This is a genomic window from Pseudomonas fortuita, from assembly GCF_026898135.2.
Lineage (GTDB): Bacteria > Pseudomonadota > Gammaproteobacteria > Pseudomonadales > Pseudomonadaceae > Aquipseudomonas > Aquipseudomonas fortuita.
In genome coordinates this window covers 748463-765767 of sequence record NZ_CP114035.2, presented here as the reverse complement: position 1 = coordinate 765767, position 17305 = coordinate 748463, and the positions used below count along the sequence as shown (strand labels likewise).

Below are 17305 nucleotides of genomic sequence, written 5' to 3'. Positions count from 1 at the left end.
TTCGGGTGTCATTGGACAAAGACGACCATTCTACGCCAACGCGCGGCGTTGCATAGGAGGGGCCGTGGGTGGGGTGGGATCGGTGTTGTCCCTGGGGGGCATTTGTTGGCTTTGCCGGCCTCTTCGCGGCTAAAGACGCTCCCACAGGTACTGCATTGCCCTTGAAGGCAGTGATACCCCTGTGGGAGCGGCTTTAGCCGCGAAGAGGCCGGCACAGCAGCCGAGATGGCTCAGACGTGGCGCTGTTTGGCCTTGCCCCGCGGCAACCGGCAACGGTCGCCCTGCTCGGCCAGGCGCGCGGCCCAGGCGGACTTCACGCTGAAGCCGCCGCTGCGGGCAGGTTGCTGCTCGGCCACATGAGCCGGCCTGGCAGCCGCAGGCGCAGTGCCGACCACCTTGGCAGCAGCCTTGGCCGTAGCCACTGCCGGCGCTGGCGCTGCTGCCGCTTTGGCGGTCTTGCGCAGTTCAGCCAGCGATGGCGCTTTGCTCTTGGCGCTGGCGCCAGCGTCAGGTTTGACCAGCGAGCGCTGGCAAGACTTGCAGGATACGTCCTCGGTCACGGCAGTGCTGACAAGGGTCTGACTGCTGCGCCCGCAGGCGGAATCGAGGCCATTGGAGGAAAAGTGAGTAACCAAAACCGAACATCTCCGATGCGTTGTCATGTGAAGCGGCGGCTATTCTCGCACAGGTTGCAGGGGCTTGCCGAACCACCGGGCAGGCACCATCGGTCAACATGGCTGGCACTTTGCCATAATCCTAGGCATGCTAGCCGGTTTCGGGTGTCCGGCTTATAGTGCGCCACCGTGCATGATCCTTCCCTGCCATCGCCAGCCCAATCGCAGGATCAACGCTTGACCAACCTTACTCATCCGTCGACATTGCGTACCGCGCCACAGGCGCCCGCCGCTACCCTGCGCGGGTCGGTCAAGGGTGCGCTGGCGATGCTTGCCCTGATCCTGCTGGGCCTGCTGCTGTGGCAGCTTTTCGCCCAGTTCAACCACACCCAGGCCGACCTGCGCAAACAAAGCCTGGATGCCACTGCAGAACTGGCCGACCACCTGAGCCTGAACATGGCGTTCAAGGCGCAGCAGGCGGTGAATGTGCTGCAGCCTTACGTAAATGCGCCGCAGCCTGCCGCCCTGCCGAGCCTTCTGCATACCCTGCGCGAGCGCCTGCCTGCGCTGCAGAGCGTGGCCTGGCTGGACAACGCAGGGCAACTGCGCGCCGACAGCCTGCCCGGCAGCCCCGACCGCCAGTTGCTCGGCGAGTTGCTCACGCTGAACCTGGGCCGCCCGTACTTCTTCACCAATTCAGCCGACAACCGTACCCTCTATCTGCTGCTGCGCCAGTCCCCCGAGCAGGACCGTGGCTACTGGCTGCTGCGCCTGTCGCCAGACTATTACAGCACCCTCACCACCCACCTTGATGGCGCCGGCCACCCCCTGTGGCTGCTGGAAAACAGCCGCAGCGGCGAGGTACTGCAGCGCCACGCGCCAACCGACACCGGCAGCGAGCCGCTGCAGAGCGTGATGCTGGCCTTTATAGACAACAGCACCTGGCAACTGCGCGGCCTGTTCGACGCGCAACTGACCCAGCAGAAACTGCTGCCTGCACTGATCGGCAAGTGCCTGCTGGTGCTGTTCTGCGCCCTGCTGCCGGTGCTGGCCCTGATCAACATGCGCCGCCGCCAGCGCGCGCTGCAGGAGGACCGCCGGCGTTACCAGGAAATTTTCGAAGGCACCGGCGTGGCCTTGTGTGTGCTCGATCTGTCCAGCCTGCCTGGCCAGCTCGACCGCTACCATCTGCGCAACCGCGCCGCGCTCAAGCACAGCCTGGCGCTGGACCCAAACCTGCGTCGCTCGCTGCTGCTGGAACTGAAAATCACCGAGGTCAACCAGGTCGCGCGCCAGCTGCTGAACATCGACTGCCACGCAGGAGCCTGGCAGCGGCTGATCGACGGCACTGGCGATGGCCGCGACAGCATCGGCATGCAACTGATCGACGCGCTGATCGAACAACGCCCGCTGCTGGAGCTGGAAGTACGCCTGCCGGCGCCGCTGGGCGGCGAGTTGCATCTGTGGCTGATGGCACGCCTGCCGCAGCAGCGCCGCGACTACCAGGCGGTCATTCTCAGCATCAGCGACATCACCAGCCGCAAGCAGGTGGAACTGTCGCTGCTGGAGCGTGAAAGCTTCTGGTCGGATGTGGTGCGCACCGTCCCCGACCAGTTGTACGTGCAGGACGTGCACAGCCAGCGGATGATCTTCAGCAATCGCCACCTTGGCCAGACCCTGGGTTACGACCGTACCGAGCTTGCGCAAATGGGCGACCGCTTCTGGGAGTTGCTGCTGCACCCCGAAGACGCCGCGCACTATCAGGCCTTGCGCCAGCAACAGCGTGACAGCGGCCATGACCAACCGCTGCACTGCCAGTTGCGCTTCCGCCACCATGATGGCGGCTGGCGCTGCTATGACATCCGCGAGCAGGTGCTGACCCGTGATGCCGAAGGCCTGGTAACGCGCATCATCGGCGTGGGCAAGGACGTGACCGTGCAGATCGAGGCCAGCCAGTCGCTGCGCGACAGCGAACAGCGCTACCGGATGCTCGCCGAAAGCATCAGCGACGTGATCTTCTCCACCGACAGCCTGCTCAGGCTCAACTATGTCAGCCCTTCGGTGCAGAGCGTGCTGGGCTACCGGGCTGACTGGATTTTCGCCAACGGCTGGCAGTCGATCGTCGCCAACCCGGCCCAGCTCACCGGCATCTACAGCCTGATGGAACGCGTGAGCAAGGCCATGGGCGACCCGGTTCAACTGGCCCAGCTGCGCAGCCAGCTGCCGACCCAGCTGTTCGTGTTCGACTGCCTGCGCGGCGATGGTCGCAAGATCCCCATCGAACTGCGCCTGGTGCTGGTGTGGGACGATGACCAGCGCTTCGAAGGCGTGCTTGGGGTGGGCCGTGACATCAGCCAGCAACGGCGTGCCGAAAAAGACCTGCGCATGGCCGCAACGGTATTCGAGCATTCCACTTCGGCCATCCTCATCACCGACCCGGCCGGCTATATCGTGCAGGCCAACGAGGCGTTCAGCCGCGTCAGTGGTTATGCCGTCAGTGAAGTGCTCGACCAGTTACCGGGCATGCTCACCGTCGACGAACAGCAGGAAGGGCACCTGCGCTATGTGGTCAAGCAACTGCACCAGCGCGGCAGCTGGGAGGGCGAGGTGTGGCTCAAGCGCCGTGACGGCGACCACTACCCGGCATGGGTCGGCATTACTGCGGTACTGGACGACGAGGGCGACCTGGCCAGCTACGTGTGCTTCTTCACCGACATCAGCGAGCGCAAGGCCAGCGAACAGCGCATTCACCGCCTGGCCTACTACGACGCCCTCACCCACCTGCCCAACCGCACCCTGTTCCAGGACCGCCTGTACAACGCCCTGCAGCAGGCGGAGCGGCAGAAGGCCTGGGTGGTACTGATGTTCCTCGACCTGGACCGTTTCAAGCCGATCAACGACTCCCTCGGCCATGCCGCGGGCGATCGCATGCTCAAGGACATGGCCCTGCGCCTGCTGGCCTGCGTGGATGACGACGACACTGTGGCGCGCATGGGCGGCGACGAATTTACCCTGTTGCTGCAACCGCGCCCCAGCCGCGAGCTGGCACTGAACCGCGCCATCCACGTGGCCGAGAACATCCTCGGCAGCCTGGTGCGGCCATTCGTGCTGGAAAACCGCGAGTTCTTCGTCACTGCCAGTATCGGCATCGCCCTCAGCCCGCAGGATGGCAGCGAGCTGAGCCAGCTGATGAAAAACGCCGACACCGCCATGTACCACGCCAAGGAACGCGGCAAGAACAACTTCCAGTTCTACCAGGCCGAGATGAACGCCAGCGCCCTGGAGCGGCTGGAGCTGGAAAGCGACCTGCGCCACGCTATGGAGCAGAACGAATTCATCCTCTACTACCAGCCGCAGTTCAGTGGCGACGGCAAACGCCTGACCGGTGCTGAAGCACTGCTGCGCTGGCGCCACCCAACCCGTGGCCTGGTACCGCCAGGCGACTTTATCCCGGTGATCGAGGAACTGGGCCTGGTCGTGGACGTGGGCGACTGGGTCCTGCGCGAGGCTAGCCGCCAACTCAAGGCCTGGCACAAGGCCAAGGTGCGGGTGCCGAAAGTGTCGGTGAACATTTCGGCGCGGCAGTTCTCCGACGGCCAGCTGGGCACGCGGATTGCCAACATTCTTGAAGAAAGCGGCCTGCCGCCGGCCTGCCTGGAGCTGGAGCTGACCGAAAGCATTCTGATGCGCGAGGTGAGCGAGGCGCTGCAGATTCTTGCCAGCCTGAAAAACCTGGGCCTGAGCATTGCGGTGGACGACTTCGGCACCGGCTACTCATCGCTCAACTACCTCAAGCAGTTCCCCATCGACGTGCTCAAGATCGACCGCACCTTCGTCGACGGCCTGCCCGAGGGCGAGCAGGACGCGCAGATTGCCCGGGCGATCATCGCCATGGCCCACAGCCTCAACCTGGCGGTAATCGCCGAGGGCGTGGAAACCCACGAGCAGCTGGAGTTCCTGCGCGAACATGGCTGCGACGAAGTGCAGGGCTACCTGTTCGGCCGACCGATGCCGGCACACCAGTTCGAGGCGCAGTTCTCCAACGAAACGCTGTTCATGTTCCATTGATGCGGTACCTGCACTGGCCTCATCGCCGGCAAGCCAGCGCCCACAAGTGATGCATCAGCCTCAAGGCCAGCGCAAATCCTGTGGGGGCCGGCTTGCCGGCGATGGGGCCATATGCGCCCCAAAAAACGGACCTGAAAGTCAACTCGGACGCCCGCCCAGCCCAGACACGGCGCGGGATGCAACATGAGCCCCATTGGTCCGCGACTTGATGCCACTTCATATGCCAGCCGCGAATCAATCGGTTAGAATGCCCCCCCAAACTACCCCGATCCTTGAGGACCGCCATGTTCAGCCGTGATTTGACCATTGCCAAGTACGACGCCGAGCTCTTCGAAGCCATGCAGCAAGAAGCCCTGCGCCAGGAAGAGCATATCGAGCTGATCGCTTCGGAAAACTACACCAGCCCGGCAGTCATGGAAGCTCAGGGCTCGGTCCTGACCAACAAGTACGCCGAAGGCTACCCAGGCAAGCGTTACTACGGTGGTTGCGAGTACGTCGACATCGTCGAGCAACTGGCCATCGACCGTGCCAAGGAACTGTTCGGCGCCGATTACGCCAACGTCCAGCCGCACGCTGGTTCCCAGGCCAACGCAGCTGTCTACCTGGCCCTGCTGTCGGCCGGTGACACCATTCTGGGCATGAGCCTGGCCCACGGTGGCCACCTGACCCACGGTGCTTCGGTAAGCTCGTCGGGCAAGCTGTACAACGCCATCCAGTACGGCATCGACGGCAACGGGCTGATCGACTACGACGAAGTCGAGCGCCTGGCGGTCGAGCACAAGCCGAAAATGATCGTTGCCGGCTTCTCGGCCTACTCGCAGGTTCTGGACTTCGCCCGCTTCCGCGCCATCGCCGACAAGGTCGGTGCCTACCTGTTCGTCGACATGGCCCACGTTGCCGGCCTGGTTGCCGCTGGCGTGTACCCGAACCCTGTTCCGTTCGCCGACGTGGTCACCACCACCACCCACAAGACCCTGCGCGGTCCACGTGGCGGCCTGATCCTGGCCCGTGCCAACGCCGACATCGAGAAGAAGCTGAACTCGGCTGTATTCCCGGGCGCCCAAGGCGGCCCGCTGGAGCACGTGATCGCCGCCAAGGCCATCTGCTTCAAGGAAGCCCTGCAGCCTGAGTTCAAGGCTTACCAGCAACAGGTCGTGAAAAACGCCCAGGCCATGGCCAGCGTGTTCATCGAGCGTGGTTTCGACGTGGTGTCCGGTGGCACCCAGAACCACCTGTTCCTGCTGTCGCTGATCAAGCAGGAAATCTCCGGCAAGGACGCTGACGCCGCCTTGGGCAAAGCCTTCATCACCGTCAACAAGAACTCGGTACCGAACGACCCACGTTCGCCGTTCGTCACCTCGGGCCTGCGTTTCGGCACCCCAGCCGTCACTACCCGTGGTTTCAAGGAAGCCGAGTGCAAGGAACTGGCTGGCTGGATCTGCGACATCCTGGCTGACCTGAACAACGAAGCGGTGATCGACGCCGTACGTGAGAAGGTCAAGGCCATCTGCAAGAAGCTGCCGGTATACGGCAACTGATTGGCATTAGCCTGATGTGAAAAGCCCGGCCTCTGTGCCGGGCTTTTTCATGTCTATCGGAAACAGGGCCAAATGGGCATCCCGCTGAGGCTGCCCTAGCCTGCGGTCTCCTTACTACGCCCATCTGGAGCCCGCAATGGCCGATCATCAAGCGCTGTCCTTCACCGCTACCTTGTTAGTCAACGGTCACCCTCTGACCATCCTGAGCGAAGCCACCGAAGGCACCATCAGGGTTGCCCACCCCGACACTAACCTGGGGTTGATGGACGTGACCCATGCACTGGGCGTGCTTAGCACACCCGATGACGCTTGGGACGATGCCCGAGAAGCAGGGCATGTCGATTTTCACGTCACAGGCGACGTGGCGCCCGTGCTGTTCTACTTCCGTCACACCCCTGAAGGCTACCGCCTGTACATCAGGGGCGGCGAGCATGACGGCCAAGGCGTGTTCAAAAGCAAATATGGCGTTGCCATGGTCAGCCCTATTGAGGGCAGCGACCCGACCCCGTGGCAGATGCGCAATCCCCACACCCAGCACCCCCTCGACCTTGCAGGCATGGCTGTCGACTTTTCCATCATCAACCTGGCGTGCGCTGCGTCCGGGCAAAGCTTGGCCACCCATTTGATTGCCAATGGCGAAGGGGGCTATCTGATCACCCTGCGTTCCAAGCCTGCCACCAGCTTACGGCTGAACATTACCGAGCGCGGAGTGGACTGGGCGCGGCGCTGAGTCGCTTGCCCCACATGCGCAAACAGTGCCGGGGCTTTCGCATCAGGGAACGATCACCCGCTGCGGCGGTGTGGGAGGCGACTCTTAAGATCGCCTCTTTCCACAGCAAGGGTCATCACCATGTATAGCCACCGGCAACAATCATTCATCGCCCAGCTCAGTGCCCCAGGTGCGCACCTGAACTTCCTGGATGTGCTGCTGGGGCAGCCAGCCAGAATCCTGCTCGCAGGTAGCGGTGGTGGTGTTTTCAGTGGCAGGTTCAGCGAGCGGGATGACTCGCACCTGTTAGGCCACCTGCCCGTTGAAAACGCGCCGCCCCCTCCGACGCTGTACTTTCGCCACTCCGAAGAAGGTTACTACTTGTATGTAAGAACGCCTGGCAACCATTTCGGCAAAGGCATCAGCCGAGGCAGGCATGGGGAAATCGGTGCCTACCCAACCCAAACTCTCGCCCCCGCCTGCTTCGAGCTGCTCGGCCCTAACGGCGCGCTGATACTCTCGGACATTCCTGTGAACGCCTTCCACTGCGTGTTACGTGAGCGTGCCTCCGGTATGTGCCTGCATCGCCACAAGCGTTTCGACGCTGCGCACACCTATGTATTTGCCAAGCGCGATGAGAGGATGCGCCTGACCCTCAACATTCTGGAGCGTAACGCCGCATGGTTGAGCGACCCGGATGAGATATAGGTAGCTGGGGGGCCAAGGCCGCAAGAGCAATGATTCAGGCGAGCACCCAATGCCGCCAACGATTACCCTGTGCTCTTTAGCTTTTGAGCACAGGCCTCCTCTTGACCAGAGAACAACTCGAAACCCATCAGACCCTGATCTACTTCGCCGCAGTGTTTGCCGCCATCGCCTTCGGCTTGCTGGCCAGTGACAGCGCCCGCCACCTGGAGGCACTGGTCACCCCCGCCATCGCCGTGCTGATGTACGCAATGTTCCTGCAGATCCCTTTTCTCGACCTGCGCCAGGGCCTGGGCAACCGCCGGTTCATCGCTGCCCTGCTGGTCGCCAACTTCATCCTCGTGCCGCTACTGGTCTGGGGCATCACCCGCGGGCTGGTCGAACACCCGGCGTTGCTCATCGGCGCCCTGCTGGTACTGCTCACACCCTGCATCGACTACGTGGTGGTGTTCACCCACATCGGCGAAGGCGACTCGCGCCTGACTTTGGCCGCCACCCCCGTGCTGCTGCTGGTGCAACTGGTGCTGCTGCCGGTGTATCTGGCATTGATGCTGGGCGACAGCAGCCAGGTGGCCATCTCCATCACCCCGTTCGTGGAAGCCTTCGTGCTACTGATCGTGATGCCAATGGCCCTTGCGGTGCTGACCAGCGCCGGTGCCCGCCACTCGCGTAAAGTCGCAACCTGGAATGACGCCTGGGCGTGGTTACCCGTACCGGCGATGGCCTTGGTACTGATGGTTGTGATCGCTTCGCAAATTGCCGTGGTGCTACGTGATTTCGACCGCTTGCTGCCGGTGATCCCGGTGTACATCGGTTTCATGCTGCTGGCGCCAGCGCTCGGGTTCGTTTCGGCCCGTCTGCTGCGCCTGCCAGCCACCGAGGCGCGTTCGGTGATGTTCAGCGCATCGACCCGCAATTCGCTGGTGGTGTTGCCGCTGGCACTGGCCTTGCCCGAGCATTTGCGCACCCTGGCAGCAGCTGCCGTGATCACGCAGACGCTGGTGGAGCTGGTGTGCGAGCTGGGTTACGTGCGGGCCATACCTCGCCTGACCCGCACGTAAGGGGCTCAACTGACCACGTGCAGGTAGTGCAGGTGGCGCTCGTACTGGTCCAGGATGTCGCCAATCACATCTTCGCGGCTCCAGCCCATCACGTCGTAGTCCTGCCCGCCCTCACGCAGATACACCTCGGCGCGGAAATACTTGCGAGCATCGTTGTTATCGTCAGATTCGCGAAGGACGAAGCTGGGGGTATTGTACGCACGCGGCCGAACTTCATATTTGAAGCGGCCCTCGCCCGCGTGGGAAAGCTCGAGCGCGACCCGGCCATCGTCGCGTTCCTCAACCGTAACCTCGTAACCTTGCTTGCGCAGCTCCTGGGCCACTTCGTCGCAGGCGGGCTTGACCACATCATTGATAAAGCGGGTAACGTGGGCCCTGCGCGGCATCATGGCGATGTTGCGCAGGCGCCGTTGCCAGCCACCGTGATTCTGCCGGTGCTGGCGCTGGCCTGGCAGCGACTGGGTGCGCAGGCCACGACGGGTGGCATCCAGGCCCAAGGCCTTGAACAGGCCCCAGATCGCCACCAGCAGGATGACCGCGAATGGCAAGGCACTGGCGATGGTGGCTGCCTGCAGCGCTTTCAGGCCGTTGGCCAGCAACAAGGCAATGGCAACTGCGCCCATGGTCACCGACCAGAACACCCGCTGCCACAGCGGCGATTGGCCTTTGCCCGAGGAGGCAAGCATGTCTACCACCAGCGCCCCGGAGTCCGCGGAGGTGACAAAGAACACCACCACCATCAGCACCGCCACTAACGATACCGTTGTCGACCACGGGAAGTGTTCGAGAAACGCGAATAACGCAAGCGAACTGTCCTGATCGACAACCGCCGCCAGCTCCCTCACGCCCCCGTGCAGGATCATGTGAATGGCGGTGTCGCCGAACACAGTCATCCACAGCAGGGTAAAACCTGCCGGTACGAACAACACGCCGCAGACGAATTCGCGAATGGTGCGACCACGGGAAATACGCGCGATAAACAGCCCTACGAAAGGCGACCAGGACAGCCACCAGCCCCAGTACAGCAGGGTCCAGCCACCGATCCAGTCGGTGGGTTCGTAGGCGAACAGGTTGAATGTCTTGTTGACGATATCGGACAGGTACGCGCCGGTGTTCTGAACATAGGCCTGCAGCAGGAACACGGTCGGGCCAACGACCAGCACGAACAGCATCAATATCACTGCCAGGCCAAGGTTGAGCTCGGAGAGAATGCGAATGCCTTTATCCAGCCCGCTGGCCACCGACAGCGTGGCAAGGGCACAGGTGGCGGCGATGAGAACGACTTGCACAGTGGTGCTGACGGGCAAACCGAACAGCTGGTGCAGGCCGCTGTTGATCTGCAGCACGCCGTAGCCAAGCGAAGTGGCCACGCCAAATACCGTCCCCAGAATGGCAAAGATATCCACAGCATGCCCGATCGGGCCGTAGATGCGCTCGCCAATCAAAGGATACAGCGCCGAACGCAGCGTCAATGGCAGCCCGTTGCGGAAACTGAAGTAAGCCAGGATCAGCGCGACGATGGCGTAGATGGCCCAGGCATGCAGGCCCCAGTGGAAGAACGTGATGTTCATGGCTTCACGTGCTGCCGCGATGGTATTTGGCTCACCGACCGGGGGGTTGATGAAATGCATCACAGGCTCGGCTACGCCGAAGAACATCAGGCCGATACCCATGCCTGCCGAGAACAGCATGGCGAACCAGCTCTTGTTGGGGTAGTCCGGCTCGCTGTGGTCCGGGCCCAGCTTGATATCGCCGTAGCGGCTGACCGCCAGGAACACCACGCTGATCAGTACCAATGCCACGGTAAGGATGTAGAACCAGCTGGCGTTGGTGATGATCCATTGCTGCACGTCTTCGAACACACGCTGAGCGTGCTCCTGGAAAACCGTGGCGTACAGCACCAACAGCAGCACCAGAATGGCACTGGTAAAGAAAACGGGAGGGTTGATGGTGCTCCTGCGTTTTTGCTCTGCATTCATAGGCAGTATGACTCCTGGTGTTCAGCGCTGCGCATCAGGTGAGAGCGGTCAAGACTCGACCACCCTCGCCGCGTGGTGAATGAGAGATGCCCAAACCTTAGCGTCAGTTCAGGCATTTCCCAAAAATTACCGCTGCGCTTTCCTGCCAGCCCCGCGCTGAAACATCAGCCCAGGTTACGTTTGAGCTCGGCAATGTGCTCCGGGCCGATACCACAGCAGCCGCCTACCAGACTGGCGCCGCGCTCACGCCAGTCGGTGGCCCAGGCCAGGTAACCAGGTGGATCGAGGTCTTCGCGCAGCTCATCCAGGCCATCGTTGGCGGTGGCTTCCTTGGGCTGTGGCGGGAAGGCGTTGGCATAGGCACCGATTGCGATGTCGGCGTTGTGCTGCTGGGTGAGCTCGCGGGCGACATCGATTGCAGCACCAATCACTTCCGGCTGGCTGCAGTTGAACAGCACCGCCGCAGCACCCAGGCCGATCACGGCCTCGATGGCATCGGCTACCGGCTCGCCGGAGCGCAGCCGAGGCACAGCGTCCACCTCTTCATCCTGCAAGGTGAACGACACCCAGAACGGCCGGCCGTCTTCAGGCAGGTGCTGATGAATGGCCCGCACTTCGGCAATCGAGCTTTGGGTTTCTGCCAGCCACAAGTCCACATGAGGGGCCAGGCCTTGGAGCAGGGGGAGCAATACCTCGGCCACGCGCTCAGGCTGGAACAGGTCCGGGCGGTAAGAACCGAAAAGCGGTGGCAAGGAACCTGCCACCCTTACCGGGTGCGCGCCGGTATCGGCCGCATGCCGCGCGAGCTGGCCGGCGATATTGGCCAGTTGCTGCCCTTCCTTGGCAAAGCGCTCCTCGCCGATGTGGAAGGGCACTACCGCATAACTGTTGCTGGTGATGACTTGTGCACCGGCGGCGATAAACGCTGCGTGCACGCCAACCACCGCCTCCGGCGCCTCGCTCAGCGCCAGTGCCGACCATTCGGGCTGGCGGAATGGCGCCCCACTGCGCTGCAGTTCACGGCCCATGCCGCCGTCGAGAATGACCATCGCTCGCTGTTTCATATAACTTCTCTGCAGGTTCTTATGAATAAAATTCATTAGTTCATGAACGTTTATAACTATTAAATACCCTATCACTCCTTTGCCCAACATATCAGGTATGTACATGCGATTTTCTACCGTGCTCGGTGCGGGCCTCGTGCTGCTCGCCACTGCTTCCCAGGCCTTTGCTGGCGCCACGCTGGAGCGGGTTGAATCGCGCAAGGAACTGGTCAACGTGCTGATGGAAAGCTACCCGCCGTTCTCCTTCCTCAACGACCAGAACCAGCTGGACGGTTTCGATGTGGACGTGGCCAAGGCCGTGGCTGACAAGCTGGGCGTCAAGCTGCGCCTGGAAACCCCGTCCTGGGACGTGATCGCCGCTGGCCGCTGGAGCGGCCGCTACGACATCTGCATCTGCTCGATGACCCCGAGCAAGGCCCGCGCCGAAGTGTTCGACTTCCCGGTGGAGTACTACGCCTCACCGGCGGTGATCGTGGTCAATGCCAAGGATGAGCGCATCCATGGCGCCAAGGACCTGGAGGGCCGCAAGGTGGGCCTGACCAGTGCATCGAGCTACGAGAGCTACCTGAACAAAAATCTGGTCATTGAAGGCGACGAAGACAAGAAGCTCGAATACCCCTTCGACTTCGTGCAGATAGCGCCCTACGACACCGACAACGTCGCCTTCCAGGACCTGGGCCTGGGGGCTGGGGTGCGCCTGGATGCCATCCTCACCAACCTGGTGACCGCGCAGCCGCGCCTGAGCCAGGACAAGCGCTTCAAGCTGGCCGGCGCACCGCTGTATGAGGAGCCGAACTCGGTAGCCATCGAAAAAGGCGACCCTGAGTGGGACGCCAAGGTGCGCCAGGTATTTGCCGAGCTGAAGGCTGATGGCACCCTGGCCAAGCTGTCGCAAAAATGGATTGGCGCCGATATCAGCAAATGAGCAGCTTCCCCCCCTCCCCCAAGCCCGTGGTCAAGCCGGCGGGCGCCGGCCTGTTCAGCTTCCGTACCCGGTTACTGCTGACCTGGCTGGCGCTGTTCGGCCTGTTTGTGGCGTTTTTCCTCAGCTTTGACCTGAAGTTCTCGATCATTCTGGAGAAGTTTCCGAACCTCGCCGGCTTCAAGCTGGGGCCTAACGGCTTTCTCCAGGGCGCGGCGCTCACCTTGTTCCTGTGCCTGTGCTCAATGGTGGTCTCGGTGCTGCTGGGCTTTGCCGCCGCGCTGGCGCGGTTGTCGAACAGCGCCGTGCTGGTGGGTGTTGCCAGCTTCTACACCTCGTTCTTCCGCGGCACACCGCTGCTGATCCAGATCTTGCTGATCTACCTGGGCCTCCCGCAACTGGGCCTGGTACCGGGCGCCATCAGTGCCGGCATCATCGCGTTGTCGCTGAACTATGGGGCCTACCTGAGCGAGATCTTCCGTGCCGGTATCCTCGGGGTCGCGCGCGGGCAACGTGAAGCGGCGCTGGCCCTGGGCATGCGCACGCGGCAGATCTTCTGCCACGTCATCCTGCCCCAGGCCATGCGGGTGATCATTCCGCCCACGGCCAACCAGTTCATCTCGATGCTCAAGGACTCCTCGCTGATTTCGGTGATGGGCGTGTGGGAGGTCATGTTCCTTGCGCAATCCTACGGGCGGTCGAGCTATCGTTACCTGGAGATGCTGACCACGGCGGCGGTGATCTACTGGGTGCTGTCGATCCTGCTGGAGCTGGTGCAGGCACGGCTGGAGCGGCATTTCGGCAAGGCTTACCAGCGGTAGCGCCAGCGTTTGCCGCGCAGGGGCTGCCAGGCAGCCCCTCACGGCCATCGCTCAAAGCGTCTTCATCTCGGCAATATCCCGCGCCACCTGATCCGCAGAATGGTCGAACATCGCCTGTTCCTGCGCATCCAGTGGCAACTCGATCACCCGCGCCAGCCCTTGGTCTGACAGTACACAGGGCACACCCATGGCAATATCCGTGCGTCCGTACTCGCCCTCCAGAATCGCCACAGCCGGCAAGATACGGTTTCGCCCATTGGCGATGGCATCCACCATCTGCGCAATGGCCACGCCCGGCGCATCGCAGGCGCTGCCCAGCTTCTTCAAGCCCAGAATCTCGCCGCCGCCCTTGCGCGTGCGCTCCACGATCCGCTCTATCTGGTCATCGGACAGGAAGTGCGACAGCGGCACCGAGCCGATCTGGCAGTAGCGCATCAGCGGCACCATGCTGTCGCCATGCCCGCCGAGCACCAGCGCCGTGATATCCCGAGCGGAAAACCCGGTCTGCTCGGCAATGAAGCACTTCATGCGCGCGGTATCCAGCACCCCTGCCTGGCCAAATACCTTGGCGCGCCCAAGGCCGCTGAGGCTCCAGGCCCGATAAGTCAGCACATCGACCGGGTTGGACACCACCAGCACCGTGGCTGTCGGCGCATGGTGTTGGATGTCGGCCATGATGCTATCGAGAATGGGCAGGTTGATACTCAGCACATCCTGGCGCGACTGCCCGGGCTTGCGCGGCACGCCTGCGGTAATCACCACCAGCTCGGAACCGTCGAGCATTTCGGCTTGGGCACCACCGTAGACCCGGGTATCGGAACCAGACTCCACAGCGGCCTGCCACACATCCAGCGCCTTGCCCTGCGCCAGCTCGCCCTGTACATCCATCAACACCAGTTCACGGCACAACTCATCCCGGGCGATGATCTGCGCCGCCGCCTCGCCGACCAGGCCGGCACCCACGATTGTTAGCTTGTTCACCTGACACCTCCCAGCGGCGCGCGCCACCAGGAACACGCCTGCGTATACAGGGAAGTATTGACCGCTGAAGCGAAAAGACCACCCAAGGTGATGCCTGGCTTAATCCATGAAGCAGCGCCCCACACGATGCGCGAGTAGAGCCCGGCTCCCGCCGCTGCGCGGAACCAGTTCCGGATGGGTGTGCCATTCAGGTCAGCTTAGCCTGTCCGTCTTGCTCACCAACCGGAAACGCACCATGACCGATCACAAGAAACTTTCTTTCACCGCAACCCTGCAAATTGCCGGCTGCCCCCTGAATACCCTGGACAGCATGTGCACAGGGCCAATTATTCTCAGCAGTCCCATCAACAATTTGAATCCTGTCATGGATGGCGGCCGTGCCATTGGCATGTTCAATTGCTCAGACGAAGACTGGCACCTAGGTAGGGACAGCGGGCTGATTACCTTTGACAGGGGTGCCAGTGCGCAATCGCTGGTGCTGTATTTCCGCCATTTTGATGGCGGCTATCGGCTTTACCTACGCAGCGGCGAGCATCTGGGCGAAGGCGTATTCACCAATGCCAATGGCGTGGTAGATGTCCAGCCCATAAAAGCCAGCGATCCTTCCCTATGGAAAATTGTCGATGCCCAAACCGGTCAACCTTTCGACCTGACGCAGTGCGAAGGCCCTGATTGTGATATCAAGCTTACAAGCGCCGACGGGCACCCAGTCGAATCTCATTACCTCTACCCGGTCGGCGCATTCCTGGCTTGTTACCCCGCTGCACATCAAGGTGACCTGAGGTTGATCATTCAGGAGCGGGAAGTCGACTGGCTCAATGCAGACTGATCTATACCTGCGCACCAAACACCGGGCGTACGAGCAACTGCCCTGCTCAACAGCTAGCCGGCGGCGCACTGCGCGGGAAGCGCCAAACAGCAAAGCCCCACCCTGACCAGCCGGGGCCTGACCACTCTGCTCCATGGCGGGCCTCCGATTGGACGGAGACGAAGCGGGATTGGCTGACATTGAAGTCGCTAATGACCGCACAAAAAAAGCGCCTGCGATGAAGACTGGGGGCTGATGCGCCTTTCGATTCCGACCGGCCAAGGTCGCGTCGCTGATTCGGCGACTGAGGGTCTTTATTGCTGGGTGGCTGTTTTCGCAAGTTTTCGAGGGTACGAATGTACTGCGTATTTCGTAGAAAATTGCTCGCCACAAGCAACGCACACACACCAGGCCATATGCGGTCCGTGTAGGAGCTGGCTTGCCTGCGATGGGCTGCGCAGCAGCCCCATACCCCGCCCTGGCAGGAATAACCCACCATCGGCCTCAACAGAGGAGCCAGCTGCAACCCCCACATCTGGCCCCCACTCATCAACGACCTCCTCTAACCCTCCAACTCATGGCCGTTCCGCTCCATCACCTTCCCACACTGCTCACTGGCCAACCGGCTGATGATCCGAATCGCCTGATGGATACCGGCCGTGTTGCGAAAGCTCAATTGCGGGTTGTGTTCGCATTCCAGCATTTCATCGTGCTGGACCAGGGCCTCGCCTAGCAGTTCGAGGGTCCAGGCGTAGCTTTGGATGGTGGAGAGGCGCTCTTGGTCAGTCATGGCCGCACCTCCGAATGACCGGGGACGGAGTGGGATTGGCTGGGGGGGAAGTAGCTGATGGCCGTCGAAGCACGACGGTGGAGAACGAATGCGAGGGTCCTGCTTGGACTTGAGGTAAGCATGCATGAGGCTCCAAGTTTTGGTTGGAGCTGCCACGATCCTTCCTACGGGATTGGGTGGCAGCTGTGTGCGGGGTAGGAATACCGGGAAACTTGGAAACCCGGCCAGGCCGAAGCCTGCCCACACACAGCCGCCATGACACAGCACGGCAGACACAAAAAAGCGCCAGCTGTGGTGCAGGGGCGCCTAGTGCATGCGCCAAGTTTACCAACGGGTTCCTACGCCCGGTCACGGGATTTACCGTGACGCAGAGATTTAGCCTCACATTGCTTGGCGGGGCAAGTATGGAAGTTGTAGGAAAAGTCTCTGAATAATGTACGAACGGCGCCGAAGCAGCTGTCTTCGCGTCGGTGACAAATCCTTATAGGAAAATGAGATGAGACTTTATTTGCATCCCACATCAATCTCACTTTTCCTGACTGCTTTTCCGTGCCCGTGGCGATGGCGGCCTCGACACTGCCTTCTTCGCTTTGACCGCTGCAGGGCTTTTCCCTCTTTTCGGTCCGGCCACCACGTGGGAACCAGCCAGCGGCGCGGCCACAGCGATTGGCCCACCCGCCTGCAACTGGCCAGCATTGTTGCCGACGAGCGTTGCAGTGGGCTTATCTATAGCCGTCATCACCATACCCATCCGCACGCCAAAGAGGCGCAGCACGGCATCCAAAGTGCTGAGCTTCGGATTCGACTTCCCGCTTTCCAATTCATACAGGCTTTTCGTGGAAATCTTGCACATGGCCGCGAAGGTCTCTTGGTCAAGCCCGGTGACTTCGAGCCGCAGACGGCGGATGGATGCCCCAATGGGATCGAGCCCCGCCGCGTTGCGCTTGACGATATCCTCTACGAGCTGGGCGCGCTCTTCAGGCTGTAGTTTTTTCATCGCAGTCCCCACTCCACGAGTCGCTTATCCAGATTATTCACGGCGTACTCAAGAAGTTCGTTCGTCCTGTCCACGACCTCAGCTTGCGCGAAAGCCTAGTTCCGACTTGGCTGAAGGCCTGCCAACGACTCCTTGATGCGCAGATGCCCAATAGGGGCCGGCGTGAAGCGTTCTAGAAGATACAGAAACCGGCATTACTTTGCTGATTATCAGCTTCAGAACGGGTAAAACCGGCACCACACTGCCGA

At 61.8% G+C, this 17305-nt stretch carries 14 protein-coding genes; 8 read left to right on the top strand and 6 right to left on the bottom strand.

Annotation, left to right across the window (positions count from 1 at the left end):
* Window positions 1–230: 230 nt before the first annotated feature.
* On the bottom strand, window positions 231–635 hold the full coding sequence (locus tag OZ911_RS03515; protein ID WP_016484818.1) for a hypothetical protein: 405 nt from the start codon (window positions 633–635) through the stop codon (window positions 231–233).
* A 216-nt stretch (window positions 636–851) separates the two neighbouring features.
* Between OZ911_RS03515 and OZ911_RS03510 the strand changes: the two genes are divergently transcribed.
* From OZ911_RS03510 to OZ911_RS03490, 5 genes are all read left to right on the top strand, one after another.
* Window positions 852–4682 (top strand): sensor domain-containing protein, encoded by a 3831-nt coding sequence (locus OZ911_RS03510; protein ID WP_016484817.1) that lies wholly within the window; start codon window positions 852–854, stop codon window positions 4680–4682.
* Between the two features lie 284 nt (window positions 4683–4966).
* The gene (gene glyA, locus OZ911_RS03505; RefSeq protein ID WP_012270418.1) at window positions 4967–6220 is read left to right on the top strand and encodes a serine hydroxymethyltransferase; all 1254 of its coding nucleotides are present in this window, start codon (window positions 4967–4969) and stop codon (window positions 6218–6220) included.
* A 136-nt stretch (window positions 6221–6356) separates the two neighbouring features.
* On the top strand, window positions 6357–6950 hold the full coding sequence (locus tag OZ911_RS03500) for a hypothetical protein (protein ID WP_016484816.1): 594 nt from the start codon (window positions 6357–6359) through the stop codon (window positions 6948–6950).
* Between the two features lie 120 nt (window positions 6951–7070).
* Window positions 7071–7637, top strand: coding sequence for a hypothetical protein (locus OZ911_RS03495; protein WP_023047460.1), 567 nt, complete (start codon window positions 7071–7073; stop codon window positions 7635–7637).
* Window positions 7638–7738: 101 nt separating this feature from the next.
* Complete coding sequence (locus OZ911_RS03490; RefSeq protein ID WP_023047459.1) at window positions 7739–8695, top strand: arsenic resistance protein; 957 nt, start codon at window positions 7739–7741, stop codon at window positions 8693–8695.
* Between the two features lie 5 nt (window positions 8696–8700).
* Here OZ911_RS03490 and OZ911_RS03485 read toward each other — a convergent pair whose 3' ends face one another.
* Window positions 8701–10674 carry a BCCT family transporter gene (locus OZ911_RS03485; protein WP_023047458.1) on the bottom strand — a complete coding sequence of 658 codons (1974 nt, stop codon included), beginning with the start codon at window positions 10672–10674 and terminating at the stop codon, window positions 8701–8703.
* 164 nt (window positions 10675–10838) lie between these two features.
* The gene (locus OZ911_RS03480) at window positions 10839–11723 is read right to left on the bottom strand and encodes a homocysteine S-methyltransferase family protein (protein ID WP_016484812.1); all 885 of its coding nucleotides are present in this window, start codon (window positions 11721–11723) and stop codon (window positions 10839–10841) included.
* A 118-nt stretch (window positions 11724–11841) separates the two neighbouring features.
* On the opposite strand from OZ911_RS03480, the gene OZ911_RS03475 reads away from it, so the two are divergent.
* Entirely contained in the window at window positions 11842–12663 is an 822-nt protein-coding gene (locus tag OZ911_RS03475) for an ABC transporter substrate-binding protein (protein ID WP_023047457.1), read from the top strand.
* Window positions 12660–13481 (top strand): amino acid ABC transporter permease, encoded by an 822-nt coding sequence (locus OZ911_RS03470; protein WP_023047456.1) that lies wholly within the window; start codon window positions 12660–12662, stop codon window positions 13479–13481. Before OZ911_RS03475 ends, OZ911_RS03470 begins: the two co-directional genes overlap by 4 nt.
* Before the next feature lie 51 nt (window positions 13482–13532).
* On the opposite strand, the gene OZ911_RS03465 is transcribed toward OZ911_RS03470, so the two are convergent.
* The gene (locus OZ911_RS03465) at window positions 13533–14462 is read right to left on the bottom strand and encodes a malate dehydrogenase (RefSeq protein WP_031311834.1); all 930 of its coding nucleotides are present in this window, start codon (window positions 14460–14462) and stop codon (window positions 13533–13535) included.
* 235 nt (window positions 14463–14697) lie between these two features.
* On the opposite strand from OZ911_RS03465, the gene OZ911_RS03460 reads away from it, so the two are divergent.
* Complete coding sequence (locus OZ911_RS03460) at window positions 14698–15291, top strand: hypothetical protein (protein ID WP_023047454.1); 594 nt, start codon at window positions 14698–14700, stop codon at window positions 15289–15291.
* Between the two features lie 541 nt (window positions 15292–15832).
* Here OZ911_RS03460 and OZ911_RS03455 read toward each other — a convergent pair.
* Both OZ911_RS03455 and OZ911_RS03450 read right to left on the bottom strand, forming a co-directional pair.
* Window positions 15833–16060 (bottom strand): hypothetical protein, encoded by a 228-nt coding sequence (locus OZ911_RS03455; RefSeq protein WP_019471225.1) that lies wholly within the window; start codon window positions 16058–16060, stop codon window positions 15833–15835.
* Between the two features lie 526 nt (window positions 16061–16586).
* Window positions 16587–17057, bottom strand: a complete 471-nt coding sequence (locus OZ911_RS03450; RefSeq protein WP_023047453.1) for a helix-turn-helix domain-containing protein — start codon at window positions 17055–17057, stop codon at window positions 16587–16589.
* Between the last annotated feature and the right edge of the window lie 248 nt (window positions 17058–17305).